We start from the raw sequence: 26,448 nt of genomic DNA, 5'->3' as shown, positions 1-26,448 counted from the left end.
GGACCCTGCTTTGAAAAGTACACCTGTTCCCGTGAGCTGTACAGGTTCTTGGTCCGGGGCGGGCCACTGCGAACCTGTATTTACTTGATGGCAAGCGCCTCGGAGAGCACGGGCCCAAGTGACGTTGAATAGGCCGCCGTGAGGTGGGCCCCGTCTGCATGCATAGGTGAGGTACCGGCGAAAGCGGGGCAGCTCCCCGCTACGCAGAACCATCCAACGGTCTCCACGAAGTGAACGTTCGTCTGCTCGGCGGGGTCAAGGGCCGATCGGCCGGCGGCCGTCATGTCCAGTGAGAGTTGCTGCACCTTGGATGCGCAGTTCGCAGGCGTGCTTATCTTCGTGGCGCACTCGGCGAACTTGCGGCCGCGTGGAGGCGGGTCAAGCACGAAAACCTGTTTAGCCGAGGCAGAGAGTTCTGTGTACAGCTTTTTGGACGCCTCGCTCCACTCGTCGGCCGCGGCACCGCCCGTTGCTCCACTGGCAAGGCGCGCCAACGTTCCTGTTGAGCTGGAACTGATCACCATGTCAGGCTTCATCGAGGCTATCTGCTGAAGGGCCCACGTCCGGAAAGGGGCGCACTTCGGGTGTGCCGATTTGGAAGCCTTAATCACATCAACCGCCGCAGACGGGCACTGCTGCATGGTGTAAACATGGACCTTGTATCCCTGCGGCTCAAGTGCGGCGCGTATGCCTGGAACGTAGCTGATGGCCACTGAGTCGCCGAGAACCACCGCCGTCTTCTTGGCCGCTTCGTCTCCGTAGACGCAGCGGGCTGCATTTTCTGCCGGGTCTTCCAGAGCGCCTCGCTCGTCGCCAAGGCATCCGTCCTCGACCCATTCAGGCGCTTTCGCTGCGTCGCCGAGTGTATCGATCGCAGGCGTAAGCTCTGGCCACTGAGATGCGGAGAGCGCAAGAGTGAGTTCTTGGCTCAGCTTTGCCGAGGGGGTGTTTGCAGCAGCGGGGGAGGAAGTACCCGGCGACACGACTGGTTGCCCAACAGCCGTTGCGGTGACGGGGGTGGCCTTCACCAGGGTGAAGCCCACGACGATGGCGGCAGCCAGGGCAAGAGTAGTGACCGCTCCATAGGCCAGCCGGGTCCGGGTCTGGGCCCCGTGCGGCGCCTTGGCCGCCCTGGCTGCCTTGGGTTCAAGCCAATGCGAGTGCCTGACTGGCTCTTCAATGAAGTGATAGGACCATGCTGACAGCGCCAAAGTGAGGGCTATAGCAACGGCGTGGTCCACGACGCCACTCGATGGCCGAAGTGCTTCAAGAAGAATGATTACAGGGAAGTGCCACAGGTACAGAGAGTAGGAAATGTCACCCAGGTAGCGGGAGACGCGATTAGTCAGCGGAGCCAGCAGCCGTTGCTCCCCTCCGGTCCCTGCGGAGATGACGGCCATGGTTGCAAGGACTGGTACCGCTGCCCATGGACCCGGGAAGGTCAGGTCCGGTGTCATGGCGAAGGCGCCGCCTGCGATTCCTGCGAGGCCGGCGTAGGCCAAAGCGGGCCTGATGCGGTCTGGAATGCGCAGCAGAACCGGCGCCATGATGGCCAACAGACCACCGCAGCCCAGCTCCCAGGCACGGGAAAACGTAGAGAAGTAGGCGACGGTGGGGGCAGCGGAGCTTTCCCACATGGCGAAGACAAACGACGCTCCGACCGCGGCAAGCATGGCCAGGCCCAGTGAACGCCGGGCCCCGGAAGACGACCGGCCCCGCCTGGACGCTCCCCATCCGAGCATGAGCACGATCAGCCATGGCCAGACGATGTAGAACTGTTCCTCGACGGCCAGCGACCAGTAGTGCTGTAGCGGGGACACCACCCCTCCGGCCTGCATGTAGTCAGTACCGATAATGGCCAGATGCCAGTTGGCCGCAGACAGGAACGCCCACAGCCCGTCCTGGGCAATGCCCACGAAGCGCGCAGTGGAGAACACAGCCCATGACGCGACGAGCGACAGGACGATGACTACCGATGCCAGCGGCAGGATACGTCGCGCCCGGCGCCGGTAGAAGCCGGCGAAGGAGATCCTGCCGTTTTTCTCATGCTCCCGGATCAGGCTGGCAGTGATCACGAAACCGGAGATCACGAAGAAGACGTCCACGCCGATGAAGCCACCGGTGGGGTAACCCAGCAGGTGATCCGCAATAACCAGGCCAACTGCCAGTGCGCGAAGGCCCTGGATGTCATAGCGCTTTCGTGCCCCGGGAGTGTCGGTCCTCACCGCCGAGAAATTCGCTTTGCGCTGAGCAGCCCGGCTTTCTGGCGCGCGGGCATGAGTTATGGACAAGAGAATTCCCCCAAATGAGACCGGCGTTGCTGATATTTTACCCGCCGGGCGACGTCCTTCCCCGCGCCATTCGCGCCGAGCGCTACCGGTTGTCGGACCGCCACCTCATCGTGCGCGGCACGCACCGCCCGTACAAGATCCACCTTTGGACGGGGAAACATCCTGTTGGCGCCGGACGATTCTACGGAGGTCGATGAAGACGTACGACGGCGATACTCGCCGTGAGGGGGCATTGGTGCTTTTGCGGGGTGGCCGGCTTGCGCAGCGGATGTGTTGAGTGTCGCCCAATACAGGTAATGTGCCCCTCCTTTGGCCCGGGCCCTCCCGGATGCGTGTGTTTTTCGCTCCGAAACCAAGTGGAGGGGATCCGGATTCGGGTAGTAATTACTGGTGCGGCCCCCCACCCGGGTTCCCTAAGGTGAAATGCATCGAGGACGCTCTTCCGGGTGGCAGGAACGGGAGAGGTTCAAGACGGAGTTCACTGTTGGCGCGCAGGCTGTGGCGAAGTCTTGGGTCTTTCGGCTTCTGCCAATTGCTTTAAACCAAGAGCGATGCGTTCCCAGTAACCGGTGGCCATCCGGCGGTGGATGCAGCTGAATGCCTCGCGGTGCCCAATGCTGACAAGTCAATGGAACGGTCTCCCATGCCCATTTGGATGAACTTTTTGCTGTCCATTCTCGGTCCAATCTTGTTCGTCGGTGTCTCGATCATCGGCGTCCGTATGGCCTTGTACTGGTGGAGTTTTCTATTCCGATGGAAGCGTTATCGACGCCGCACCCCGGTCTCTAGCCGGGATCTCCGCGCCCTTGACGTCCCTTTCGTAAAGATCCAGATAACCACCCGCGGATCGGCGGGCAGCACGGAAGTCATCACTCGTGGAATTCGCAACGTCGTTGACCTGGCTCGGGAGGACCCGGAGTTCTACGGCCGTTTTCTGTCCGTGGAGGTTGTTACCGAATCCGCGGGGCAGGCGCGCGCTCTCGGGAATGCCTTCCAGGGCTTGGCCATTCCCGTCAGCACGCTTGTGATTCCCGAGGATTACGAGACCCCTGACGGCACCGGGCTCAAGGCCCGCGGTTTGCACTACGTCGTCGAGCAGCGGCGCAAGTCCTGGAACCGCAAACCGGGACGCACTTTCATCGTCCATTACGACGAGGAAAGCGTGATGGTCCCCGGCGAGTTGCGTAAGCTCATCCATTGCCTCGCCACAACGGACAAGAAAATCCTCGAAGGGCCCATCTACTACCCGCTCGAATACCTGAATGCCAGCCCCCTCTGCCGGGGCATGGAAGCCAACCGCCCGATCGGGTGCTACGAATGCCGCCATGTCATGGAAACCGGCGTCCCGCTGCACCTGCACGGTTCCAACCTCGTTATAGACGAATCTTTGGAGAACGAAATCGGATGGGACATCGGGTGCCTGGAGGGACAGCCTTTCATCGCCGAGGATTACGTGTTCGGCATGAAGGCATTTACCAGCTACAGCAAGGAGGTGTTCGGCTGGCACGGGTGCGTCATGCTCGAGCAGCCGCCCTTTTCCGTCCGGAGTGCGTTCAAGCAGCGCTACCGCTGGATCTTCGGTGTCCTTCAGGGCATGAAGTCCATGACCCGAAATCCGCTGTTTGTCTCGCTGCCCGGGGCTACAAAATTCAGTTTGGTCTGGGGCACCCGTTACCGGGTGGGGACCTTCGCCCTGGGTGCCGTCGTCGGACTTCTCTCCGCAATTGTCTTTCCCGCATTCCTCGTCCGCGCCCTGAAGACGCTGCTCTCTGACGGCGAGCCCCCTCTGGCGGCACCGGGCAGCGCATGGCTGGCCCTGGTGGGTGTCATGTGGATGGGCTCGGTCTTTATCGGGGCCTGGCACAACGTAGCCGACTCAGGTATGAACAGGTGGGCTCGTGCGGGAGAAATATCGCTGGCCGTCCTGCTGGCGCCTGTTGCTGGTCTCATCGAAAGCTCAGCGGCACTCTGGGCAGTCTTCCAGTGGACCGTGGGCAAACGGGACGTCCACTGGGTGCCCACCCCCAAGACCAAGAAAGCGGACCTTCAGAGCATTAGGAGCGGTGAGTAGCCATGGAACGAGCCTCAGCAGTAGCGATCCCCATCAACCAGACAATCGAGAAGCAAATCGTCCTAACCGGCAGCCAGGTCCAGCCACCCCTTGTTGTTGCCAATCTGGTCATCCATTCGGCCGAGCAGCGGGCCCTCCGGATAGCCAAGGTCAGGTGTGCCGGCTTCATGGTCGTCGCCCTGATGGCGGTGGCGGCCTACATCATCGTCCCCCTCGCGCTGGCCTTGCATGCCGCGGTGCAGCCGGTCCCGGTGGTACTGGTGATCTCCGCCGCGATCCTGGCCGAACTCGTGCTCGTCGTCACATTCATCATTCTGAAAACAGAAGGAACCCGCGATGCGGCAACCGAGGGTTTTTAGGAATCTAGCGTTACTGATGGTTGCGGTTGCCCTGACTGCGGGCGGCCTCACGGCACGTCTCATCGAATCCTCGCACCGGTTCCCGGTGCCCCCCGACGGCAAAACGTATTTCGGAGTCCAGCTGGACTCCGAATTCGATACGGTGGCCGGCTATGCGTCCCGCCTCGGTTCAACACCGGCCCTGTACGGGCGCTATGTCGATTTTCCTCTAGGCACAGTGGAGGAAGGACTGATAAATGAACAGGTACAGGAACTCGCCGACCACCACTCGTCCTTCATGCTCACCCTGGAACCGAGAAAGGGCCTTGCCGCCGTCACCCCCGAGGCTCTGACGTCGCTGACCCGGCTGCTGACGGCGTGGAACCAGAAGGGCGTGCCCGTCATGGTCCGTTTCGGCCACGAAATGAACGGTTCCTGGTATTCATGGGGCCAGCAGCCTGCCGCCTACATCGACAAGTTCCGTCAGGTTGCGGCGGCCGTCCACAAGGCACCTTCATCGGCAATGCTCTGGTCTCCGAACGAAGGCGCCGGCTATCCCTATGAGGGAGGGCCGTATGAGGTCCGCCCCGGCAGCGCCGACTTTCAGGCAGTGGACACCAACCACGACGGCAAACTCAGCTCGAAGGACGACCCGTACGCACCCTACTGGCCCGGGGACGACGCCGTGGACTGGGTTGGACTGACCGTCTACCACTTCGGCAGGGCCTACCCCTGGGGAGAGAACACTGTCCCGGAACGGGGAAAACTGGCCGCCAAGATCACCGGGACCTTCAAAAGCGCCTATACCAACGACACTGACGTCCCCGACTTCTACAAAGAGTATGCGGACGGGCACAAGATGCCTTTTGCGATTTCGGAAACAGGGGGTTTCTACAACACTTCACGCAGCGACGGGGCGACAGAGCTGGCGATCAAGGAGGCCTGGTGGAGCCAGCTTTTCGACCCTGGATTGCAGAGAAGGTTCCCGAGGTTAAAGATGGCGCTCTGGTTCGAGTACTCGAAAACCGAAAACCAACCCGGAAACCCGGTCGTTGACTGGCGGACGACGGTTACTCCGCAGATCAGGAACCCGTTCACTCGTGCAGTTCCAGACCGGTTCCTCATGGCCCCGGTGGGGTGAGCCACCAGAGGCAAGAACGACGACGGCGATCACAACGCCTGCCGCACGCCGCGTCCGGTACCGCCGACACCAGGGCAGAACAATCACGACAGCGGCGGTGTACGCTGCTCTCGGTCGTCGAACGCCCGGTGCCTAAGCGGCTGTGGTGGACGGTTACAGGAGGGAAAGCGCCAACCGCTCGGGGTTTTCCGCAGCGTCCTCGGCGAGCAAGTCCAGCAGGTACCGGCCGTAGCCGCTCTTGCCCAGTGGTTCCGCACGTTCGCGCAACTCATCATCGCTGAGGAAGCCGAGACGCCATGCGATCTCTTCGGGGCAACCTATAGAGAGGCCTTGACGCTTTTGGACTGTGCGCACGAACTCTGACGCCTCATTGAGGGAGTCGAAGGTGCCGGTATCCAACCAGGCAGTTCCGCGGGGGAGGATCTCCACCTGGAGCTTGCCCCGCTCCAGGTATTCGCGGTTTACGTCAGTAATTTCCAGTTCGCCGCGCGGCGAGGGCTTCAGATTGCGAGCAATTTCCACGACGTCATTGTCGTAAAAGTAGAGCCCAGGCACGGCGTAGTGGCTTTTCGGATTCTCCGGCTTTTCCTCGAGGGAAATGACTTTGCCTGTGACATCGAACTCCACGACGCCGTATGCGGTCGGGTCAGCAACGCGGTATCCGAAGACCGCCCCGCCATCGATGTCGGAGAATCGACGGAGCTGCGTGCCCATGCCTGGCCCATAAAAGATGTTGTCGCCGAGGACCAGCGCCACCGGTCCGTCGCCAATGTGGTCGGCACCAAGAACAAATGCCTGGGCCAGACCGTCGGGCGAGGGCTGCTGGGTGTAAGTGAGGTTGACGCCAAGCTGACTGCCGTCGCCCAGCAGGCGCTGGAACTGGTCCGCATCGTGCGGAGTGGTGATGATCAGGATGTCCCGGATGCCGGCCAACATCAGAGTTGACAGCGGATAGTAGATCATCGGCTTGTCGTAGACAGGAACCAGTTGCTTGCTGATGCCCTGTGTAATCGGATGAAGTCTTGAACCGGTCCCCCCGGCGAGGATAATCCCGCGCATGGGATCTAGTTTCAACGTTATTGCGGGTTCAAACAAATCGGTGGCGTTATGGAAATATGGAAACCATGCAGAAATTCCTCGTGACCGGTGGTGCCGGTTTCATCGGTTCCAATTTTGTGCACTATGTCCTGAATCACACCGATAACGCTGTTACCGTCCTCGACAAGCTGACTTACGCGGGAAACCGGGCCTCGCTTGAAGCATTGCCGGCGGACCGTTTCCGGCTCGTCGTTGGGGACATCGCTGACGCCGCACTCGTGGATAGCCTGGTGGCCGACTGCGATGTTGTGGTTCATTACGCCGCCGAGTCACACAATGACAATTCCCTGCATGATCCGCGGCCCTTCCTGGACACAAACATCATTGGCACCTACACGCTGATTGAGGCCGCACGCAAGCACTCCAAGCGCTTCCACCACATCTCCACTGACGAGGTGTACGGCGACTTGGAACTTGATGATCCGGAGCGGTTCACGGAGAGCACTCCATATAACCCGTCCAGCCCCTATTCCTCCACGAAGGCTGGTTCCGATCTGTTGGTCCGGGCATGGGTCCGCTCCTTTGGGCTTCAGGCAACCATCAGTAACTGCTCGAACAACTACGGCCCGTACCAGCACGTCGAAAAGTTCATACCGCGCCAGATCACGAACGTCATTGACGGCATCCGGCCGAAGCTCTATGGCAAGGGCGAAAACGTTCGCGACTGGATCCATGCCAACGACCACTCGTCGGCAGTGCTGGCCATTATCGCCAAGGGCCGGATCGGCGAGACCTACCTGATCGGCGCTGACGGCGAGAAGAATAACAAGGACGTCGTCGAGCTGATCCTGAAGCATATGGGTGAGGCTTCGGACGCTTATGACCACGTAGTGGATCGCGCCGGCCATGACCTGCGGTACGCCATCGACTCCTCGAAGCTTCGCGCGGAGCTGGGCTGGCAGCCCGAGTTCTCCGATTTTGAGGCCGGTATTGAGGACACGATTGCCTGGTACCGGGACAACGAGGACTGGTGGCGGCCACAGAAGGCCGCCACGGAGGCGAAGTACAAGGAACAGGGCCAGTAGCGTCATGACGATCGAGTTTTCGAAGCCGCTTGGTGTCCAGGAGACGCCAATCCCCGGAGTGGTTCTCTATGACCTTCCGGTGCACGGGGACAACCGCGGCTGGTTCAAGGAGAACTGGCAACGCGAGAAGATGATCGCGCTGGGATTGCCGGATTTCCGCCCGGTCCAGAACAATATCTCCTTCAACGAGAAGGCTGGAACAACCCGGGGGATTCACGCGGAGCCTTGGGATAAGTTCATCTCGGTGGCCACGGGCAGGATTTTCGGCGCGTGGGTCGATCTGCGCGAAGGCCCGTCCTTTGGTGCTGTGTTCACCACTGAACTGGACGCGAGTCAGGCCATCTTCATTCCCCGAGGTGTGGGCAACGCATTCCAGACGCTCGAGGACAACACGGCCTACACGTACCTCGTAAACGATCACTGGTCGGCAGATGCCCAGGGGCAGTACACGTTCCTGAATCTCGCCGATGAAAGTGCCGCCATTCAATGGCCGATTCCCCTCGACAAGGCAGAGCTTTCGGATAAGGACAAGGCGCATCCTCGGTTGGCAGATGTCCTTCCGATGGCCCCGAAGAAATCGCTGGTGTTGGGTGCTGATGGGCAGCTCGGCAAAGCCTTGCGAGACATCTATGCGGGCGACGACTCGGTCGAATTCGCGAACCGTGCGGAGTTCGATCTGGCCAGCGCGGATTCCTACAGCAGCCGGAACTGGAAGAACTACTCGACAATCATCAACGCTGCGGCTTACACCGCGGTGGATGCGGCTGAGACCCGGGATGGGCGGGCGGCAGCGTGGGAGATCAACGTCAATGCGGTGGCCCGCCTCGCCCGTCTGGCAGTCGAGCACGATCTGACCCTGGTCCACATCTCGTCGGACTATGTTTTCGACGGCGGCCGCGACATTCATGATGAGAGCGAGTCGTTCACGCCGCTCGGTGTGTATGGCCAGACGAAAGCTGCAGGGGACGCTGTCGTCAGCGTAGTGCCCAGGCATTACATCGTGCGCACCAGCTGGGTCATCGGCGAAGGAAACAACTTCGTGCGTACTATGGCGTCGCTGGCCCAGCGCGGCATCAAGCCGTCGGTGGTCAATGATCAGGTCGGTCGCTTGGCCTTCACGCAGGACATTGCGGCCGGCATCCGGCATCTGCTTCAGAGCGGCGCCGCCTACGGCACCTACAACCTCAGCAACAGCGGAGACCCACAGTCGTGGGCGGACATTGCCGCCGACGTCTTTGAGCTGGCGGGCTCATCCAGGGATGACGTGACTGGGGTTAGTACCGCTCAGTACTTCGAAGGCAAGGCTGCTGCTCCCAGGCCGCTGAATAGCGCCCTTGACCTCGGCAAGATCCGCACGTCGGGATTCTCGCCTCGGCATTCCCGTGATGCGCTGAGTGAGTATCTGCAGTAGCTAGATCCACCGAGCATCCTGTTAGAAAGTGCCGCTGACTTCGCCTGAAGTCGGCGGCGCTTTTCTGTGTGCCTTTGCTTGACGCCCTTCGCCGCTTCCGCATATCCTGAACGAACGGTCGGTAAATAATCCGAGTACGGACGTGAATGCATAGGAGCAACCATGGCAGCGCAGAACCTGCAGTCAGTGCCTGACCAGCCGGCAGCCCCGGGCGCGGCAGCCCCCGCCGCCGATCAGGGCCAGGCCCAGCTGGAGGCCGAGGGCCAGGCATACTTTGACCGCGTGATCTCCGAGGATTCCCGGATCGAGCCGCGTGACTGGATGCCCGCCGCCTACCGCAAGACCCTCCTGCGCCAGATCTCGCAGCACGCGCACTCGGAGATCATCGGCATGCAGCCGGAGGCCAACTGGATCAGCCGCGCCCCCAGCCTGAAGCGCAAGGCCATCCTCATGGCGAAAGTCCAGGACGAGGCCGGCCACGGGCTCTACCTCTACTCGGCCGCCGAGACGCTGGGCCAGTCCCGCGACCAGATGATGGACGACCTCATCGCCGGCAAGGCCCGCTACTCGTCAATATTCAACTACCCGGCCCTCACCTGGGCGGACATGGGTGCCATCGGCTGGCTGGTGGACGGCGCCGCCATCTGCAACCAGGTGCCGCTGTGCCGGGCATCGTACGGTCCCTACGGCCGGGCCATGGTGCGCATCTGCAAGGAGGAGTCCTTCCACCAGCGCCAGGGCTTCGAGATCCTGTTGGAACTCTCCAACGGCACTCCCGCGCAGAAGCAGATGGCCCAGGACGCCGTGAACCGCTGGTACGCCCCGGCCCTGATGATGTTCGGCCCGCCGGACGACGATTCCCCCAACTCCAAGCAGTCCATGGCCTGGAACATCAAGCGCTTCAGCAACGATGAGCTGCGCTCGCGGTTCGTGGGCATGATGGTGGAGCAGGTCCGGGTCCTGGGCCTGACCCTCCCGGACAGCGAGGTCCGCTTCAACGAGGACACCAGGAAGTGGGAGCACGGCCCGCTGGACTGGAACGAATTCAAGGAAGTCCTGGCCGGCCGCGGCCCCTGCAACTCGCAGCGGCTTGAGCGCCGCCGGCAGGCGCACGACGACGGCGCCTGGGTCCGCGAGGCAGCGGCGGCTTACGCACACAAACAGTCAATGAAGACAAAGGAATTCGCAGCATGAGTCCCCATGGCAACCCGGAAGTTCCGGCCAGCTCGGCCACTGAAATCAACCGCGAGGCTCCAAAGGCGAGCCCGGCGGCCGCTCCCGCCGAAACCACCGGCAATGCCTGGGGTCTGTGGGAGGTCTTCGTCCGGTCCAGCCGCGGCCTGAGCCACGTGCACGCCGGCAGCCTGCACGCACCGGACGCCGCCATGGCCCTGCGCAACGCCCGCGACCTCTACACCCGCCGCAACGAGGGCGTGTCCATCTGGGTGGTCCCGGCGGACGCCATCGCCTCCAGCGACCCGGACGCCAAGGGCTCGTTCTTCGAGTCGCCGCAGGGCAAGGACTACCGGCACGCCACGTACTACACCAAGAGCGAAGGGGTGAAGCACCTGTGAGCACTCCCGAGACGCAAGAAACGCAAGAGACCACAGGCCACGGCGACATCTCCGTCGGCGTCGCGGGCGCAGGTGCCAGCGGCGACGGGTCGGCCAGCGCCACCCGCATCACGCCGGGCAACGCGCTGCGCCCCGAGGACATCGCACTCGAGGTCCGCACCGGCCTGGCCAAGCCCACCGAGGACGTGGCCGAGTACTCGCTGCGCCTGGGCGACGACGCCCTGATCCTCGCCCAGCGCCTGGGCCACTGGATCTCCCGCGCCCCCGAGCTGGAGGAGGACGTGGCCCTCGGCAACATCGCCCTGGACCAGCTGGGCCACGCCCGGAGTTTCCTCAGCTACGCCGGCGGCGCCTGGGACAAGAGTGAGGACGACCTCGCGTACTTCCGCCGCGAGCACGAGTTCCGCTCCGCGCACCTGTTCGAGCAGCCCAACGGTGACTTCGCCGTCACCATCGCCCGGCAGTTCGTGGTGAGCTACTACCAGTTCGAGCTCTACCGCCGGCTGACCGAGTCCACGGACGCCACGCTGGCCGCCATCGCCGCGAAGGCCGTGAAGGAAGTGGACTACCACCGCGACCACAGCGCCCAGTGGGTCCTCCGCCTGGCCGGAGGCACCGAGGAATCCCGCCAGAGGATGATCCACGGCCTGAAGCTCATCTGGCCCTACGTGGGGGAGCTCTTCGAAACCGACGAACTGGTGACCCGCCTGGCCGAGGCCGGCGCCGCCGTCGAGCCTTCCAGCCTGAAGGCGGACTTCGACCGCCTCACCGGCGAGGTCCTCACAGAGGCCGAGCTGGAGGTGCCGGAGGTGCCGTTCGCCCCGGGCGGCGGCCGCCGCGGCAAGCACTCCGAACACCTGGGCTACATCCTCGCCGAGATGCAGGTGCTGGCCCGGGAGCATCCCGGAGCAAGCTGGTGACTGCCGTGTACGTATCGGACTTCGAGACCAAGACAGGCATCACCGCCGAGCAGAAGGCGTGGGATATCGCCGCCACGGTCTGCGACCCGGAGATCCCGGTGCTCACCATCGAGGACCTGGGCATCCTGCGCGGCGTGCGGCTGTTCGACGACGGCGGGCCGGTTCCCGCCGTGCAGGTCACCATCACGCCCACGTACTCGGGCTGCCCGGCGATGGACGCCATCCGCGACGACCTCAAGGCCGCCTTCCACAAGGAGGGCTACCCCAGCGTGCACGTGGAGCTCGTACTGAGTCCGGCGTGGACCACGGACTGGATGACGGAGGCCGGCAAGGCCAAGCTGCGGGAGTACGGCATCGCGCCGCCCTCCGGCAGGGCCGCCCTCGGCCACAACGGACCCGTCCGCCTCAGCCTGGCCGTGAAGTGCCCGCAGTGCTCGTCGCTGAACACCAAGGAACTCACCCGCTTCGGTTCCACCTCCTGCAAGGCGCTGTACGTGTGCCAGGACTGCAGGGAACCGTTCGACTATTTCAAAGTCCTGTAAGGAATTTCCCATGCCTGTTGTCCGCCAGACTGCCGCCGAATCGGCGCAGGCCACCGGCCGCCGTCGTCCGTCCTTCCACACCCTCACCGTCGCGGAGGTGCGCCGGCTCACCGAGGACGCCATCGAGGTGACCTTCGCGGTGCCGGCCGAGCTCGCCGGGCACTTCGACTACCTGCCGGGCCAGTACGTGGCCCTGCGCACCACGCTGCCGGACGAGACCGGCGAGCCGAAGGAGATCCGCCGCAGCTACTCGATCTGCGCCGAGCCGCGCAGCTTCGCGGACGGCAGCAGCGAGATCCGGGTGGCCATCAAGAAGGACCTGGGCGGGCTGTTCTCCACGTGGGCCAACGCCGAGCTGAAGGCCGGGGACACCCTGGAGGTCATGAGCCCCATGGGCGCGTTCGTGTCCAAGCACGGCAGGGACGGGCAGGCCGTGGACCAGAACGTCATGAACTCGATGAACCACCCGGAGGAGCTGGCGGGGGAGCCGGGGAACTTCGTGGCCATCGCCGCGGGCTCGGGCATCACCCCGGTGATCGCGATAGCGCGGACGCTGCTGGCCGCCAGCCCGGATACCCGGTTCGACCTGATCTACGCCAACAAGGCCGCCATGGACGTGATGTTCCTGGAGGAACTCGCGGACCTGAAGGACAGGTACCCGTCCCGCCTGGCGCTGCACCACGTGCTGTCCCGCGAGCAGCGGATCGCCCCGCTGCTGAGCGGCCGGATCGACGCCGAGAAGCTGCGGGCGCTGCTGGGCACCGCCATCCACGCGGACGACGTGGACGAGTGGTTCCTGTGCGGGCCGTTCGAGCTGGTGCAGCTGTGCCGGGACACCCTGGCCGAGCGCGGCGTGAAGCCGGAGCACGTCCGGTTCGAGCTGTTCACCTCCGGCAAGCCGGACCGCCCCGAGGGCAACGCCGGCCGCCCGGTCGTGGAGGACGAGTCCAAGGAGACCTACAAGATCACGTTCAAGCTGGACGGCCTGCAGGGCGAGGTGGCCAGCCCCACACACGCCCGCGAGTCCATCCTCAACGCCGCGCTGCGGGTCCGCCCGGACGTGCCGTTCGCGTGCGCCGGGGGAGTGTGCGGCACCTGCCGCGCCAAGGTGGTCACCGGCACCGTGACCATGGACGAAAACTACGCCCTGGAGCAGGATGAACTGGACAAGGGCTACGTCCTGACCTGCCAGTCGCACCCCACCAGCAAGGAAGTCTCCGTCGACTTCGACGTGTAGTCCTATAAATTTTTTTAAAACGGGCCCACGCCCGCAGGGTTCCCTGACCGAGCTTGCGAGGTTAGGGTGCGGGTGGGGACGGTCTCAAAGGAGCAGCCATGATTTCCCTTTCCATTGCCGACGGCGTCGCCGAAGTGGTCCTGAACGCCCCGCACAAGCTGAACTCGCTGGACGAGCATGCGCTGGCGGATCTGTCCCGGGCGTACGACGACGCCGCTGCCGCCGCCTCGCGCGGTGAGGTGCGGGCGCTGCTGCTCAGGGGAGAGGGCCGCGCCTTCTGCGCGGGCCGGGACATTGCCGGCGTGACGCCGGAGAGTGACGACGCCGAGGCGTACCTGGGCGGGCTGGTGCAGCCGCTGCTGCAGAAGATGAGCGCGTTCCCGGCTCCGACGTTCGCCGCGGCACAGGGCGCCTGCCTGGGCGTGGGGCTCGGGCTGCTGCTGGCCACGGACGTGGTGTACGTGGCGGAGAACGCGAAGTTCGGCTCGCCGTTCGCCAAGCTGGGCGCCACGCTGGACTCGGGCGGGCACTGGTACTTCACGGAGCGGCTGGGCATGCACCGGACGCTGGACCTGATCTACACGGCGGGGCTGATCTCCGGTGCCGAGGCCGTGGCCCAGGGGATGTTCAGCCGGGCGCTTCCCGCGGAGGAGCTGCAGGACACAACCCGGGCCATCGTGTCGCGTGTGGCCACCGGTGCCACTGGTGCATTCAAGGCAAGCAAGGAGCTGGTGGCGCACATCCGCGACCAGCGCCTGGGTCTGTGGACCTCGATGCAGGAGGAGAACGCCGAGCAAGCGAGGCTCTGCAAGACGGAGGACTACGCCGAGGGCTTCCGGGCATTCCAGGAGAAGCGCGAACCGCAGTTCAAGGGCTAACCGATCTTCGGAGGCCGGGCAGGCTTGGGCGGGACCGTGGGCTTTGCCTGTCGAATCCATTGCTCCACCTCGCCCAATACCCAGACCCCCAGCATGGCCCCGGCAGTATTCGCCACGATGTCCATGGCGCTGGGAAACCGGTCGTGCAGAAAGAGCTTTTGCCCTAGTTCCATGCAACACGAAGCGAGGAACGCGCTCAGCACGATCCGTCCTCGATGGAATACCGGAAAGGCTAATGTTGCGAGGATTCCAATGGGGGTAAACATCAAAATGTTGGACGCGAATTCCACGAACTGGTAGTTGATCAGCTCGGGAAGTCCGGAGCGGTGCATGGCGAACAACACTGTCTGAAAGCGGCCCGCCACGGGGCGGTCAACGGGAGTCGGCCAGAACGCGACGAACGCCAGTACCGTGAGGTACAGGGCCAGCAGCATACACGCCGGCCCGGCAGCGTCTGCTCGGTTCCATTTTCCCATACAGAAAAGCTACGGGAGTCTCTGATTCAGCCGAAATCTGCGCTCGGAAATTTCACTTTTTGTGAGTCAATTTATAGGGTTCGTTCATGACTATGGGGAAATCAGTTCGTAAAGCAGTTATTCCGGCCGCCGGTTTGGGCACGCGCTTCCTGCCTGCCACGAAGGCGATGCCGAAGGAGATGTTGCCGGTAGTAGATGCGCCGGCCATCCAGTACGTCGTGGAAGAGGCAGTTAGCGCCGGCTTGGACGACGTGCTGATGATCACCGGCCGCAACAAGCGGGCATTGGAGGACCACTTCGACAGGGCGCCTGCTCTGGAGCGGACCCTTGAACTCAAGGACGATCAGGCCCGCCTCGACGCCGTCCAGCACGCCTCCGGTCTGGGGCCCATCCACTACGTCCGGCAGGGCGAGCCCAAGGGCCTTGGACACGCAGTCCTGTGCGGCCGTCAGCACGTCGGTGAGGAGCCTTTCGCGGTGTTGCTGGGCGATGATCTCATTGACGAGCGGGATGAGCTCCTGACCACGATGATTGACGTCCAGGCCAAGACCGGTGGGTCGGTGATTGCGCTCATTGAAGTGGAGCCGTCCCAGATCAGCGCCTACGGCTGTGCCGACATCTCGGCTGTCGACGGAGAGGGCTACGTCCGGGTCAACAGCCTGGTGGAGAAGCCGTCAGTGGAAGAGGCGCCGTCCAACCTGGCAGTCATTGGTCGCTACGTGCTGCACCCAGCCGTGTTCGATGTTCTGGAGAAGACTGAGCCGGGCCGCGGCGGCGAGATCCAGTTGACCGACGCCCTGCAGACCCTTGCCACCGGTGAGGGGGAAGGCTCCGGCGTGTACGGCGTCGTCTTCCGCGGACGGCGGTACGACACCGGCGACAAGCTGAGCTACCTGAAAGCCGTCATCACGCTGGCTTCCGAGCGCCCAGAGTTCGGTGAGGATCTGAAAGCCTGGATGAAGAACTTTAACGGCTAGGAAGCCCATACGCGCTCATATAAAGAGTGGGAGCCCCGACAACTGTCGGGGCTCCCACTCTTTAACGCCTACACGTGTTTCACGACAACGAAGAGACCCGTTCCGAAAGTCCGGAACGGGTCTCTTCTGTGAATTGGAGCTTAGGCGGATGCCTCAGCGTTGGCACGGCGGCGAACAACGACCACCGAAGCGGCGCCGGCGGCGAGTGCACCGCCACCAACCAGCGACCACAGAACCAGGCTGGAGTCAGCACCAGTGTTGGCCAGGCCTGCACCGTTACCACTGGTGTTGGAGAGACCCGCGCCCGTACCCGTGCCGCTGCCAAGATCGGTTGCAGCGCCAGCGACGGTGACGGTGACCGGTGCGCTGGTGACACCCGACTCCACACCAGTTGCCGTGACGGTATAGGTACCAGGATCGGTGATGGTCAGGGCCAGCGAAACGGCACCGGAAGCGTCAGCCGCTGCATTGAGTTCCTGCGCGGCAGCAAACACGCTGATCTTGCTCGGAACTGCGCGGCTTGCACCGGCACCGGCAATGCTCGCGCCGGTCGAAGCCGGGGCAGCACCCGGGGTTACCCGGATGATCAGCGGTTCGCCAGCAAAGAAGCCCCTGGCTGAGAAGGTGAAGGCTTCGCCAGGACCAACAACGCCATCGGAGACAGCAGAGTTGGCGGGCGGTGCCGGGTAGTTGGCGGCAAAAGCCGGCGCGGTGCCGGTCAGTGCGATGGTTCCTGCAAGCGCGAGCGCAGCAATAGACTTCTTCATTTGTCCCCCCTGAGACCTTTTAACACGGATGTCACATAATTGTGGAGATTCCCCATCCCCATGTGACCGTGGGGCGAATCTCGTGGTTTTACCCATGGAAAGATTACCACCCTGACAAGGGTGTCTCCAAAGTCAATCCAGACACTTTACATACTGTTAACGAACTGGCTAGGCAGCCGGCGCGCATTGTGCTGGGATCGTGTCCAGAACCAGCTCCTTCAACTCCTGAACTGTTGGCGTTACAGATAGTTTTGGTTCTGTGTGCTGAACGATCTTGCCGAAGGTGAAGTCGACGGTGCTGGTCTGGCCTGGGGCGAGGCGGACTGTGACGCTGCCTACCGGGCGACCACCGTGCCGATGTGAGGCGAAGCCAGTTTTCTTGCCTGCCACGAATGCTGTCTCCACGTTGGACTGAACAGGTCCGTACGCAATGACGTTGGTCTGAACACTGCCTGCCGGGACGCCAAACGTGCCACCTCCCGTTACGTACTCGGGCAGCAATGTTGCCGCGTCCTTCGGCGCCGTGTTGGTGCTTGTGATTCGCACTTTGACCTCGGCGTAACCACTAACCGGGCACTGCTCGATAAGTTGCACGGTTCTCTTCACGTGGTAGTCCATTTTGGCGCCGGTGCCATCGTTGAAGTAGACGCCGAACTGAGCGGGGGAGATGCCCGCGCCTGAGATGGAGCCGCCCAGCGGATATTCGGAGATAACGGCCTCCTCTTCGGCACTGGAGGACCACAGGAGAACTCTGCCCTCGGAAGCGCCCCGAGAAAGTCCGTCAATCAGCTTCTTGGTGTCCCCGTTTCCGGCAGAAAGCTTTGCAAAAACTTCCTGGGCAACACCGGCAAAGTACACGTCTTGCAGCTCGGGTTCGGAGATTTCCGAGTAGACATCTGAAAGCAAAGTTGGAACTACGTTCTTTGACGTTAATTCCGCGGGTAGGCTGCCACGACTGAAGCCTTGAAGATGGGGATTGTCGACCCGGACAGGGCCTGTGGCATCCAGGATATAGCTGAGCGCGATGGGGTCGATGGATAGAACCCCGTTTAGCTGTTCGCCGGTCTCAGTTTTCCACATCGTTTGGGCTGTTTGGGCAGCTGTCGGAAAGTCGGGAGTAAGGTTCACATCCTGCATGAACTTGCCGAGACGCGCGGAGAAGATGCTCTTCTGCTCCGGATCCACGCTGATAACAGGATCAAACGCTCCCATGGCGGTTGCGCTAGTTTGCGAATCCAGAGAGAGCTTTCCTTTATCAATATTCAGAACAGCCAGCGCACCGGGAATTCCGCCCGTAGCCCGTGTCTCGGCGTTGTTCTGGATAAGCAAGAGGTAACGTCGTGAAGATTCCTCACCCATCATCGCCGGCAGGACGCTGGCAGCGTCGGCGGCGGAGTCGAGGCCATCCCGCAGTGAACTGAGCTGTTCTCGGGCGCGGATGAGTGGGGTGGAGATTTGCGGCATCAACGTGTCCGCATCGATGCCGTTTAGGCGATCTGATGATTGGCGCACGGCTTGAGCAGCAGAACTGATTTTGGGCTGAGCGGCGGATAACGGCTTTAGATCCAGTCCCTTTTCGCTGGGCAATAGGGACTTCCAGTCCAGCGTCTTGAAGATGCTCACCAACGGCGCAGCGCCCAGCTTGGCGACGTCATCAGCCGATACTGCGATCTCGCTGGTCGCTTGAAAATTAGCTCCAAGCCAAGGGATGGCCCCAGCCACCGTCCAGATTGGGTCGCTGGCCGCATCTCGTGCTCGTGAAGTATGTTCCTGAAGCTCGGCAACAGTAATTGCTGCGGCCCTGGCATCGTCAGCGAGAACGTCGTCCCGGAGCTTGGGAACCAACTGATTTGCAGCGTTCAGGTCCTCGCTAATAGCGGCCGCTTTGAGTCCAAGCCATGCGGCGCCGGCTAGTGCAAGAACCACCAGCACAGCTACCCCTGTGGCCAATAGCAGAAGCCGGCGGCGGCGCGGCTTTGGATGGTTTACAGTGAGGACGTCACCGGCACCTGAATCGCCGTCCTGTGACTTTGGCACTTCTACGCCCGCCCAAGTCCACGATAGGTCCAACCCGCTGCCCGCCATTTTCCTGGGTCCAACACATTCCGGCCATCAAGAATGCGGGGCGAGTTCACGCGGTTCAGGAGCGAATACGGATCTAGACTTCGGTATTGCTCCCATTCGGTGAGCAGCAAAATGGCGTCCGCTTTTGCAATCGCGTTATGCATGTCCAGTTCAAATTGCAGTTCCGGGAATCGCTTGGCGGCGTTCTCCAGCGCCTTCGGATCGGTCACCGTTACTACTGCACCTTGAAGCTGTAACTGCGCAGCGATACTAAGTGCCGGCGAATCCCGGACGTCGTCGCTGTCGGGCTTGAACGCTGCCCCTAAGACGGTAATCCGCTTTCCAAGTAGCATGCCGTCACAAAGGTCACGCGTCAGTTCTACGACCCGCGTTCGACGGCGCATGTTGATGGCATCGACTTCGCGCAGGAAGGTCAGTGCCTGATCTGCACCCAGTTCACCGGCACGAGCCATGAACGCCCGGATGTCCTTAGGCAGGCAGCCACCTCCAAAACCGATGCCCGCTTGAAGAAATTTCCTCCCGATACGGTCATCCATGCCGATAGCGTCGGCCAGCCGTGTGACATCAGCGCCGGAGGCTTCGCATACTTCGGCCATGGCATTTATGAAGGAGATCTTTGTGGCCAGAAAGGAGTTCGCGGCGGCCTTGACGAGTTCGGCGGTGGGGTGATCCGTGACGAGGCGCGGAGTACCTGCCGCTAGGGGAACCGTGTACACGTCATCCAGTACCGCGACCGCGGGATGATCCTCGGAGCCATCGGGTACACCGTAGACAAATCGATCGGGCTGAAGCGTGTCCGCGACGGCATGGCCTTCGCGGAGAAATTCTGGGTTCCACACGAGGTGAGACGTGGGTTGCTCCTCCTGGATAAGCCGTGCGAGACGGGCAGCTGTGCCCACGGGAACGGTGGACTTACCTACGACCACGTCTCCGGGGGACAAGTGTGGCATCAGCGCAAGCGCGGCGGCGTCGACAAAAGTCATGTCAGCGCCGTTTTCACCCTTCTTCTGCGGCGTACCGACGCAGATGAAGTGAACCTCGCTGCCTGCTGCAGCCGACATATCGGTCGTAAATGATAGTCGGCCGGTATCCTGGACTTCTCGAAGAAGCTCCTCCAGCCCGGGTTCATAAAAGGGGGCGCGGGCTGCCGAGAGCTCAAGGATCTTCCGCTCATCTACGTCGATTCCCACAACCTCATGGCCAAGCTTCGCCATGCAGGCCGCATGCACTGCACCGAGGTATCCGCAACCAATTACTGAAACGCGCATAATGATGTTTCCTTCCCCCAGGAGGGCCGACGTCCCTTGGGGACGTGTTAGTAGGCGCCTGTGCTGTGAAATACAGCGCGGACGGTCCGCAAAATGATGATCAGATCGCCCGCTAATGACCAGTTCTCAACGTAATACAGATCGAGCCGAACAGAGTCTTGCCATGAAAGATTCGACCTGCCGCTGACCTGCCAAAGACCGGTCAGACCGGGTTTTACAAGCAGTCTGCGGCGCACGTCTTGCTCATACGCCTCGACTTCACTTGGGAGAGGCGGCCTCGGGCCCACAAGACTCATGGAGCCTGCAAGTATATTAAAAAGCTGCGGCAGCTCGTCGAGGCTATATTTGCGGAGGACACCACCCACACGGGTAATTCTGGGATCGTTCTTGATCTTGAAGAGGATGCCGTTGCCTTCATTATGCTGCGCCAGTTCGGCGAGTCGCTCTTCGGCGTCAACAACCATAGAACGGAACTTGAGCATATTGAAGTGCGTACCCTCAATGCCCACGCGCACTTGCCTAAAAAGCACGGGTCCGCGCGACTCAGCTCTGACCAAGAGGGCAACGATTACCATGATGGGTGCCGCCAGGATGATCAAGGACGCGGAGACTATGATATCGAACAGGCGCTTAGCAACTCGCTGCCCACCCTCAAGGGTAGGAGTCGTCACGTGAATCAGAGGTAGGCCAGCCACCTGCTGGGTATGGATGCGGGGCCCAGCGATGTCAGTTAATGCAGGCGCCATGATCAGACCAACGTTGCGGGCGGCTAATTCCCAACCTAGATGCCGAAGCGTTTGGGGATGCAACTGGACTCCTGCAGAAACGGCCACCGCGTCGGCCTTGCAGGTCTCAATTGCTTGAAGGATGGATCGCGTATCACTCTGGCTTCCCAGTACAGGCAGCCCAGACTCCGGCTCAATAGTCAGTTCTTCGGTTGAGCCGGGGGTGTAGGCAGCGACGGGGCGGTAACCCGCATGCTTCGCCCGATCCAGGGAAGCAGCTAGGTGTGCCACGGCGCTCGGACCGCCCAAGATCAGAAGGTGGGACATACTGTCACCTCCTTGTCGTTGCACGTTCAGGTGCTGACGAAGAAGCCAGCGCGCGAGCAAGAGTCCCAGCAGTCCGATGGGCAGGGCAATACCCACATATCCGCGAGCAGTGTCGACACGAAGCACATAGGAAATGATCGCCACGAGGCCGAATAACCATAGCGATGCCGCGGCAACGCGCTTGTATTCATCTGAACCGGATCCGAGGACCCGAGGTTGCCTGGTGTTCCAAGCTTCCAGCATCGTCCACCATCCAACGGCCAAGGCCGCTGAAAGCCAAACGTAGAAGGTCTCCTGACCGTTTACTGCGAAGGCGGGTTCCAGGCCAAATCTGACGATGAAGGCGCCTGCAACAGCCCAAGAAATTACGAAAGCATCAACTATGCGCAGAGTGCGGGCATTGCGCACCCGCCAATCTGACCCAGTCCCCAAGTCAACATCCCGATCACGTAGTATTTAGCGTTTTTTCGGGTCAACCCCGGTCATAGGATACAGCCGGCTCGATTGACCTCCGCAATGTTGCGGCTTTCCCGGCTACCAAAGGCCATTCGAGGGCGGGAACTTCTGCCATGAAGAAGTCCTTACGCCCTATCGTGTACGTCAGGCATTAGCCTGACTATGCCCGGGCGCGCGCGCAAACGCGATACCTACCCGTACTCACTCTGCATGGGCACACACGGGGTCACGTTGATCAGCCCAGTCGTCGTTTCTCTCTAGCTGGCGCGGTGCAACAGAGCTAACGCTCCGCCTCATGAATAAGCGATTCATCCACTCTCCAGCTGGCTGGAGTTCCTTGGTGCGCCAACGAGCTTTGGGCAACATGAAGCGCCTACCCTACACTTTGAGCTTGGAGAGGGCGAGATGGCTGACTGCTTATCTTCGGCTGTAGACAAAGCCTTAGGAGTCCGAAAATTGGCACAAATTGCCCCGAGTCTCACGTGTTGAGGAGCCAACATGCAAAGTTCTGAGATTGCGCCGGCCCGTTGCAAGCCACGAAAGAAGATTTCAGAAACTCACATCTCGAGAGCTGGAAGAAGGAAGACGTCGGCTGTAGCGCTTGCATTTATTATCTTCTCCGAGCCTACACTTCTGACTGCCAATCATGGTCTTCTCCCTGCAGCAATCGTCCTCGTTTTTGGTGGGCTTCTCTTGACGGGAATTCCGATGGCTAGAGTCTCATGGTGGGCGTTGGCGCCAACTTTGTTTCTAGGCATAGTGGGCGTTTCTGTGGCTTGGAGTATTCTTCCAGATGAAAGTTCTGTTGGCGCTCTCGCCACTTTGTGTGTTCTTCTGACATCTATCTTAGTGGCCGCAAAGGTTGAGATTCATGAACTCGTGCAGGGCGTCATTGCTGGTGTCCTCGTTGTCTTCTTTCTATCGATTCTGATGGTCCTCATTCGCCCAGATCTAGGATTGGTCGCCGAGACTTATAAGTACGGTTCCCTCAGGGGCATTTACGAGCACCGAAATCAGATGGGTTACACCCTAACGATCGGCGTTGTTGCATTGCTTTCGAGCAGCCAGGCATGGACACCGAGAAAACGTGTGTCTAGCCTTGCCGTTCTGCTAGTTCTGGTGATGGGAGTCGCTTGGTCGGCGTCTAGTACCGCCATTGCAATGTGCGCCTTTGGATTCGTCTTGGTGCTTGCACTACGAAGTATTCCCCGAAGCGCCAAGAGACTACGACCTTTGGTTGTCACCTATTACGCCCTTGTGGCCGGTTTTGGGCTATGGCTGGTGATCAACCAGTTCGGTGAGGCGACCAGCCTGCTGGGACGGGATGAAACCTTGACTGGTCGAACCACGATCTGGCCGTACGTGCTTGAGGCCTGGACCCATAGCCCTTGGCTAGGTTTCGGCTGGGATGCCACCTGGACGGATGCGAGTTATGTCGGTAACTGGATAAGTAACCAAATTAACTACCGCGTTTATCATGCCCATGATAGCTACTTAGATGTTTTGATTCAGCTAGGAATTGTAGGACTTACTACTCTCATCCTCTGTATTGCAGTTGCATTATCGCGCGGCGGTGCATGGCTAAACATGATGTTCCGCGGACTGTTGGACGTGGATGCTGTCTTCCCATCCGCAATTATCTGCGTTCTTGCAATTTACTCAATCGTTGAAACGCGTATATCACATCCCCTTGGACTGTTCTTGCTTTTCTATATAGTTATTATTGCAAATCCATCCGATCATAGTTCTCGGCGGCCGTTCCTCGATGAGCCCGCTACGGCTATGCATCCACCGATCGCTGGATAGCCTTTTCATCATTTCAAAGTCAGCCTATTAGAAACAGAAGATATCATCATGAAAAAAGTTGCAATCATCGGCACGCGAGGATACCCGAGCTATTACGGAGGATTTGAGACGGCCGTTCGTAAGGTGGCTCCGTATCTCGCCGACCAAGGCTGGGACGTTACGGTCTACGGCCGGGCAGGATCCGTAGCGCCAACTGACGAGAACCGAGATGTTCGCATAAAGAGCGTCTTGACAAGAGGTTTGAATACCAAATCCCTCAGCACATTGACGTTCGGGCTGACTTCCGTACTTTCGGCACTGATCCACAAGCCCGATGTTGCACTGGTCATGAATGTAGCAAACGGCTTTTGGCTTCCCCTCCTGAAACTTCGAGGAGTTCCAACCGTGGTAAATGTCGACGGAATTGAATGGGAACGTGACAAGTGGAGCCCAACAGCGAAGCGTGTCTTCAGGGCCGGAGCACTAATGACCGCCCGATGGGCGAACGCGCTGGTCTGCGACGCTGTCGAGATTCAGCGAATTTGGACGGAAAGCTATGGCGTTAGAGGTCGGTTCATCCCTTACGGGGGGGAGGCGCCGCAGACCAAGCCGATCGAAAGTGGATTAGCGCACCGAGGCTATATACTGCTCGTCGCCCGATTTGTGCCCGAAAACACTGTAAGAGAGTTCTTTCGGGCTGCGGCTCGTCTCTCCCAGAAGTGGCCGGTCATCATAGTCGGATCCACAGGCTTTGGCGGGGACCTAGATCAGGAGGCGGCAGAGCTCGCCAGTTCTAACCCGAACGTTCAGTGGCTAGGGCACCTCAGCGACGACGATAGGCTCTTTTCACTTTGGCAACACGCAGGCGTCTATTTTCACGGGCATAGTGTGGGAGGAACAAATCCGGCGCTGGTGCAGGCCATGGCCTGTGGCGCCCCTGTCGTAGCCCGGGATACCCCATACAACCGGGAAGTACTCGGCGATTATGGAAAATTTGTAGGACCTGACGATGAGCAGATCGCTGACGCCATTGGGTCTCTGATGGAGTCCCCGTCTGAGCAGCTGCGCCTGAGCGAGGGCAGTGCTGAGCGGGCCCAGGTCTCCTACAGTTGGGAGTTCGTTTGTGGCCAGTACGACGATTTGCTCTCTCGCACGGTCGAAGGCACCTACACTCCGCAGGCTGCGGAATCTAAGAACTAGTGTGAATGAAAACGGTCTGTTTGCCCCAAACCTGAACGGAATGTAGGAGACAATCATTGAATGCAATACAAAGACTAGTTACTGAGCAGAGAGCCAGGGTCCGCGATGCTGGGCGCGAAAGGGAATGGACTCGTGTCAGCGCCGCCCTTTCGATGAAGGTCGGCCGCATGGCTCTGCGGGGACTTGTTCTGCGTCCTCAGCTGAAGTCGTGTGCTGGAATACCGCTCATAGGCAGACGAACAGTAATTCGGAACCCGAGTTTTATTCAATTGGGTTCACAAAATGTTGTGGAAGATGGGGCCGAAATTCAGGGTTTGTCGCGTGACGGAATTAGATTTGGCAACATGGTGTCGATCGGCGGCCACACAATGATAAGGCCTAGCAGCTACTATTCTCGCGACCTGGGCGTAGGCCTGCTTGTGGGCGATAATTCCAGCATAGGCCCGCAAGGTTACATCGGCTGTTCAGGAGGTGTGACAATCGGGAATAATGTGATGCTTGGTCCAGGTGTTCGCATGTTTTCCGAAAACCATAACTTTGAAGGCCCCGGTGACATAAAGAGTCAAGGCGTTGCTTGGGCTCCAATAACCATCGAGGACGACTGCTGGATTGCGAGCGGGGTCACAATCACTGCAGGAGTGACTATTAGGCGCGGATCAGTTGTGGCGGCGGGAGCTGTAGTAACCAAGTCGACTGATGAGCAATCAATCATGGCGGGCATTCCGGCCAAAAAGATCGGGAACCGTTGAAAACCCGGATCCTTTTTGTGCACCCCTCGAATGAAATGTACGGAGCAGACAAGGTATTACTGGAGCTGGTTGATGCTCTACCGGCTGACTACGAAGCCAACGTCTGGCTCCCGCTGGACGTGCACTATGCCGGAGATGAATTGCGCTTAGAACTCGCGAAGCGAAAAATCGACGTAGACTTTGTCGATCTTCCAGTACTGCGCCGCTCCTATATGAACCTGCTTGGCCTTCTCGCTCTTCTGCCCCGTTTCTTGAAGACGGCCAGGAGACTGAGGATGGAACGGTTCGAGCTTCTGTACATCAATACGTCCGCGCTAGCCCTCTTGGCCCCACTCTCCCGGTTGCTGGGTCGACCGGCCGTCGTGCATCTACACGAGTATCTCGCGGGCGTAACGAGGCGTATCCTGCAGTTGCCGCTGAGTTGCGCATCCGAAATTGTTTGCGTTAGTGAAGCGGTAAGAGATGCTCTCCCAGGGAGCGCGAAGCTAAAGAGCAAGGTGGTGTACAACGGGTTCGATCTATTGCCGGCCAAAACCCAGCCTTCGGCCGGCAAGCTAGTATTCGTTCTGGCGAGTCGATGGAACACGTGGAAGGGTCACCAGACCCTTCTGGAAGCATGGGGTAACTTGCAGCGTCAGGACGTAGAACTGCGGATATATGGGGGCCCTCCTGAAATTGGCGATTCGGTCGATGTGGTCGGTATGGTCTCTGAGCTGGCGAATAAAGAATCCGTACGCATCTGTGGACAGGTCCGAGATATTTCTGACGCTTTAACGGGATGCCATGTAGTTCTTGTCCCTAGTACCAACCCCGATCCACTACCCACCATCGCACTTGAAGCAGCTGCCAGCGGACGGGCAGTCGTGGCGAGCCGATCGGGAGGCCTCACGGAGATTGTTAGCGATGGCGAAACTGGCTGGCTGGTAAGTCCGGGAAATCCTCGAGAATGGACTGAACGCATTGAGAGCCTTTCCATAGCCGAGGTCCTTGCTGCGGGCCGTAGAGCCAGAAGTCGATTTGACGGGCGATTCAACCAGGCTGCATTCGCCAAAAACATGGCTGGGATATACGCGAAACATGCCAACCGGTAGCCCTGAACGATTGCTT

23 protein-coding genes are annotated in these 26,448 nt (G+C 60.6%); 16 read left to right on the top strand and 7 right to left on the bottom strand.

The annotated features are described in order from the left end of the window. Positions 1-80: 80 nt before the first annotated feature. Positions 81-2,225, bottom strand: a complete 2,145-nt coding sequence (locus tag ABRP34_RS08975) for an acyltransferase family protein (protein ID WP_353712956.1) — start codon at positions 2,223-2,225, stop codon at positions 81-83. 649 nt (positions 2,226-2,874) lie between these two features. Between ABRP34_RS08975 and ABRP34_RS08970 the strand changes: the two genes are divergently transcribed. From ABRP34_RS08970 to ABRP34_RS08960, 3 genes are read left to right on the top strand one after another with little or no spacing between them, the layout of a single operon-like run. After that, the gene (locus ABRP34_RS08970) at positions 2,875-4,362 is read left to right on the top strand and encodes a glycosyltransferase family 2 protein (RefSeq protein ID WP_353712955.1); all 1,488 of its coding nucleotides are present in this window, start codon (positions 2,875-2,877) and stop codon (positions 4,360-4,362) included. A gap of 2 nt (positions 4,363-4,364) precedes the next feature. Continuing rightward, positions 4,365-4,721 (top strand): hypothetical protein, encoded by a 357-nt coding sequence (locus ABRP34_RS08965; protein WP_353712954.1) that lies wholly within the window; start codon positions 4,365-4,367, stop codon positions 4,719-4,721. A gap of 16 nt (positions 4,722-4,737) precedes the next feature. Continuing rightward, complete coding sequence (locus ABRP34_RS08960; RefSeq protein WP_353712953.1) at positions 4,738-5,841, top strand: glycosyl hydrolase; 1,104 nt, start codon at positions 4,738-4,740, stop codon at positions 5,839-5,841. Between the two features lie 153 nt (positions 5,842-5,994). Here the strand turns inward: ABRP34_RS08960 and rfbA are convergent, their stop codons facing one another. Further along, positions 5,995-6,900: a glucose-1-phosphate thymidylyltransferase RfbA gene (gene rfbA / locus ABRP34_RS08955; protein WP_353712952.1), complete on the bottom strand. Its 906-nt coding sequence runs from the start codon at positions 6,898-6,900 to the stop codon at positions 5,995-5,997. 65 nt (positions 6,901-6,965) lie between these two features. Here rfbA and rfbB point away from each other — a divergent pair, with 65 nt between their 5' ends. The 8 genes from rfbB (at position 6,966) to ABRP34_RS08915 (ending at position 14,526) form a co-directional block, all read left to right on the top strand. Continuing rightward, positions 6,966-7,964, top strand: coding sequence for a dTDP-glucose 4,6-dehydratase (gene rfbB, locus ABRP34_RS08950; protein WP_353713338.1), 999 nt, complete (start codon positions 6,966-6,968; stop codon positions 7,962-7,964). A gap of 4 nt (positions 7,965-7,968) precedes the next feature. Then, a complete protein-coding gene (locus ABRP34_RS08945) occupies positions 7,969-9,375 on the top strand; it encodes a bifunctional dTDP-4-dehydrorhamnose 3,5-epimerase family protein/NAD(P)-dependent oxidoreductase (RefSeq protein ID WP_353712951.1) in 1,407 nt (468 codons plus the stop codon). Between the two features lie 162 nt (positions 9,376-9,537). Then, entirely contained in the window at positions 9,538-10,569 is a 1,032-nt protein-coding gene (paaA, locus tag ABRP34_RS08940) for a 1,2-phenylacetyl-CoA epoxidase subunit PaaA (RefSeq protein ID WP_353712950.1), read from the top strand. After that, positions 10,566-10,949 carry a 1,2-phenylacetyl-CoA epoxidase subunit PaaB gene (gene paaB, locus ABRP34_RS08935; RefSeq protein ID WP_003802628.1) on the top strand — a complete coding sequence of 128 codons (384 nt, stop codon included), beginning with the start codon at positions 10,566-10,568 and terminating at the stop codon, positions 10,947-10,949. Before paaA ends, paaB begins: the two co-directional genes overlap by 4 nt. Further along, positions 10,946-11,869: a 1,2-phenylacetyl-CoA epoxidase subunit PaaC gene (gene paaC / locus ABRP34_RS08930; RefSeq protein ID WP_353712949.1), complete on the top strand. Its 924-nt coding sequence runs from the start codon at positions 10,946-10,948 to the stop codon at positions 11,867-11,869. The genes paaB and paaC overlap by 4 nt, the downstream gene beginning before the upstream one ends. 5 nt (positions 11,870-11,874) lie before the next feature. Further along, on the top strand, positions 11,875-12,411 hold the full coding sequence (gene paaD / locus ABRP34_RS08925; RefSeq protein WP_353713337.1) for a 1,2-phenylacetyl-CoA epoxidase subunit PaaD: 537 nt from the start codon (positions 11,875-11,877) through the stop codon (positions 12,409-12,411). Between the two features lie 10 nt (positions 12,412-12,421). Next, positions 12,422-13,648, top strand: a complete 1,227-nt coding sequence (gene paaE / locus ABRP34_RS08920) for a 1,2-phenylacetyl-CoA epoxidase subunit PaaE (RefSeq protein ID WP_353712948.1) — start codon at positions 12,422-12,424, stop codon at positions 13,646-13,648. Positions 13,649-13,746: 98 nt separating this feature from the next. Then, a complete protein-coding gene (locus ABRP34_RS08915; protein ID WP_353712947.1) occupies positions 13,747-14,526 on the top strand; it encodes an enoyl-CoA hydratase/isomerase family protein in 780 nt (259 codons plus the stop codon). On the opposite strand, the gene ABRP34_RS08910 is transcribed toward ABRP34_RS08915, so the two are convergent. Further along, complete coding sequence (locus ABRP34_RS08910; protein ID WP_353712946.1) at positions 14,523-14,960, bottom strand: VanZ family protein; 438 nt, start codon at positions 14,958-14,960, stop codon at positions 14,523-14,525. The two genes, ABRP34_RS08915 and ABRP34_RS08910, sit on opposite strands and share 4 nt — an antisense overlap. Positions 14,961-15,088: 128 nt before the next feature. Here ABRP34_RS08910 and galU point away from each other — a divergent pair, with 128 nt between their 5' ends. Further along, positions 15,089-15,979, top strand: coding sequence for a UTP--glucose-1-phosphate uridylyltransferase GalU (gene galU / locus ABRP34_RS08905; protein ID WP_353712945.1), 891 nt, complete (start codon positions 15,089-15,091; stop codon positions 15,977-15,979). Positions 15,980-16,119: 140 nt separating this feature from the next. On the opposite strand, the gene ABRP34_RS08900 is transcribed toward galU, so the two are convergent. From ABRP34_RS08900 to ABRP34_RS08885, 4 genes are all read right to left on the bottom strand, one after another. Beyond that, the gene (locus ABRP34_RS08900; protein WP_353712944.1) at positions 16,120-16,746 is read right to left on the bottom strand and encodes an LPXTG cell wall anchor domain-containing protein; all 627 of its coding nucleotides are present in this window, start codon (positions 16,744-16,746) and stop codon (positions 16,120-16,122) included. A 168-nt stretch (positions 16,747-16,914) separates the two neighbouring features. Beyond that, the gene (locus ABRP34_RS08895) at positions 16,915-18,678 is read right to left on the bottom strand and encodes a DUF4012 domain-containing protein (protein WP_353712943.1); all 1,764 of its coding nucleotides are present in this window, start codon (positions 18,676-18,678) and stop codon (positions 16,915-16,917) included. A 107-nt stretch (positions 18,679-18,785) separates the two neighbouring features. Next, on the bottom strand, positions 18,786-20,099 hold the full coding sequence (locus tag ABRP34_RS08890; protein ID WP_353712942.1) for a UDP-glucose/GDP-mannose dehydrogenase family protein: 1,314 nt from the start codon (positions 20,097-20,099) through the stop codon (positions 18,786-18,788). 47 nt (positions 20,100-20,146) lie between these two features. After that, positions 20,147-21,559 (bottom strand): sugar transferase, encoded by a 1,413-nt coding sequence (locus ABRP34_RS08885; RefSeq protein ID WP_353712941.1) that lies wholly within the window; start codon positions 21,557-21,559, stop codon positions 20,147-20,149. A 546-nt stretch (positions 21,560-22,105) separates the two neighbouring features. On the opposite strand from ABRP34_RS08885, the gene ABRP34_RS08880 reads away from it, so the two are divergent. Genes ABRP34_RS08880 through ABRP34_RS08865 form a run of 4 tightly spaced genes read left to right on the top strand, consistent with a single transcriptional unit; the run spans position 22,106 to position 26,432 of the window. Then, positions 22,106-23,413, top strand: coding sequence for an O-antigen ligase family protein (locus ABRP34_RS08880; RefSeq protein WP_353712940.1), 1,308 nt, complete (start codon positions 22,106-22,108; stop codon positions 23,411-23,413). A 48-nt stretch (positions 23,414-23,461) separates the two neighbouring features. Next, positions 23,462-24,592 (top strand): glycosyltransferase, encoded by a 1,131-nt coding sequence (locus tag ABRP34_RS08875; RefSeq protein WP_353712939.1) that lies wholly within the window; start codon positions 23,462-23,464, stop codon positions 24,590-24,592. A 56-nt stretch (positions 24,593-24,648) separates the two neighbouring features. Then, positions 24,649-25,341, top strand: coding sequence for an acyltransferase (locus ABRP34_RS08870; protein ID WP_353712938.1), 693 nt, complete (start codon positions 24,649-24,651; stop codon positions 25,339-25,341). Beyond that, complete coding sequence (locus ABRP34_RS08865) at positions 25,338-26,432, top strand: glycosyltransferase family 4 protein (RefSeq protein ID WP_353712937.1); 1,095 nt, start codon at positions 25,338-25,340, stop codon at positions 26,430-26,432. Before ABRP34_RS08870 ends, ABRP34_RS08865 begins: the two co-directional genes overlap by 4 nt. The last annotated feature ends 16 nt before the right edge of the window (positions 26,433-26,448 follow it).

Source organism: Arthrobacter sp. K5 (genome assembly GCF_040448525.1).
GTDB classification, from domain to species: Bacteria; Actinomycetota; Actinomycetes; order Actinomycetales; family Micrococcaceae; genus Arthrobacter; species Arthrobacter globiformis.
Note: the sequence above shows the minus strand (reverse complement) of the source record. Positions and strands in the feature narration are given on the sequence as shown.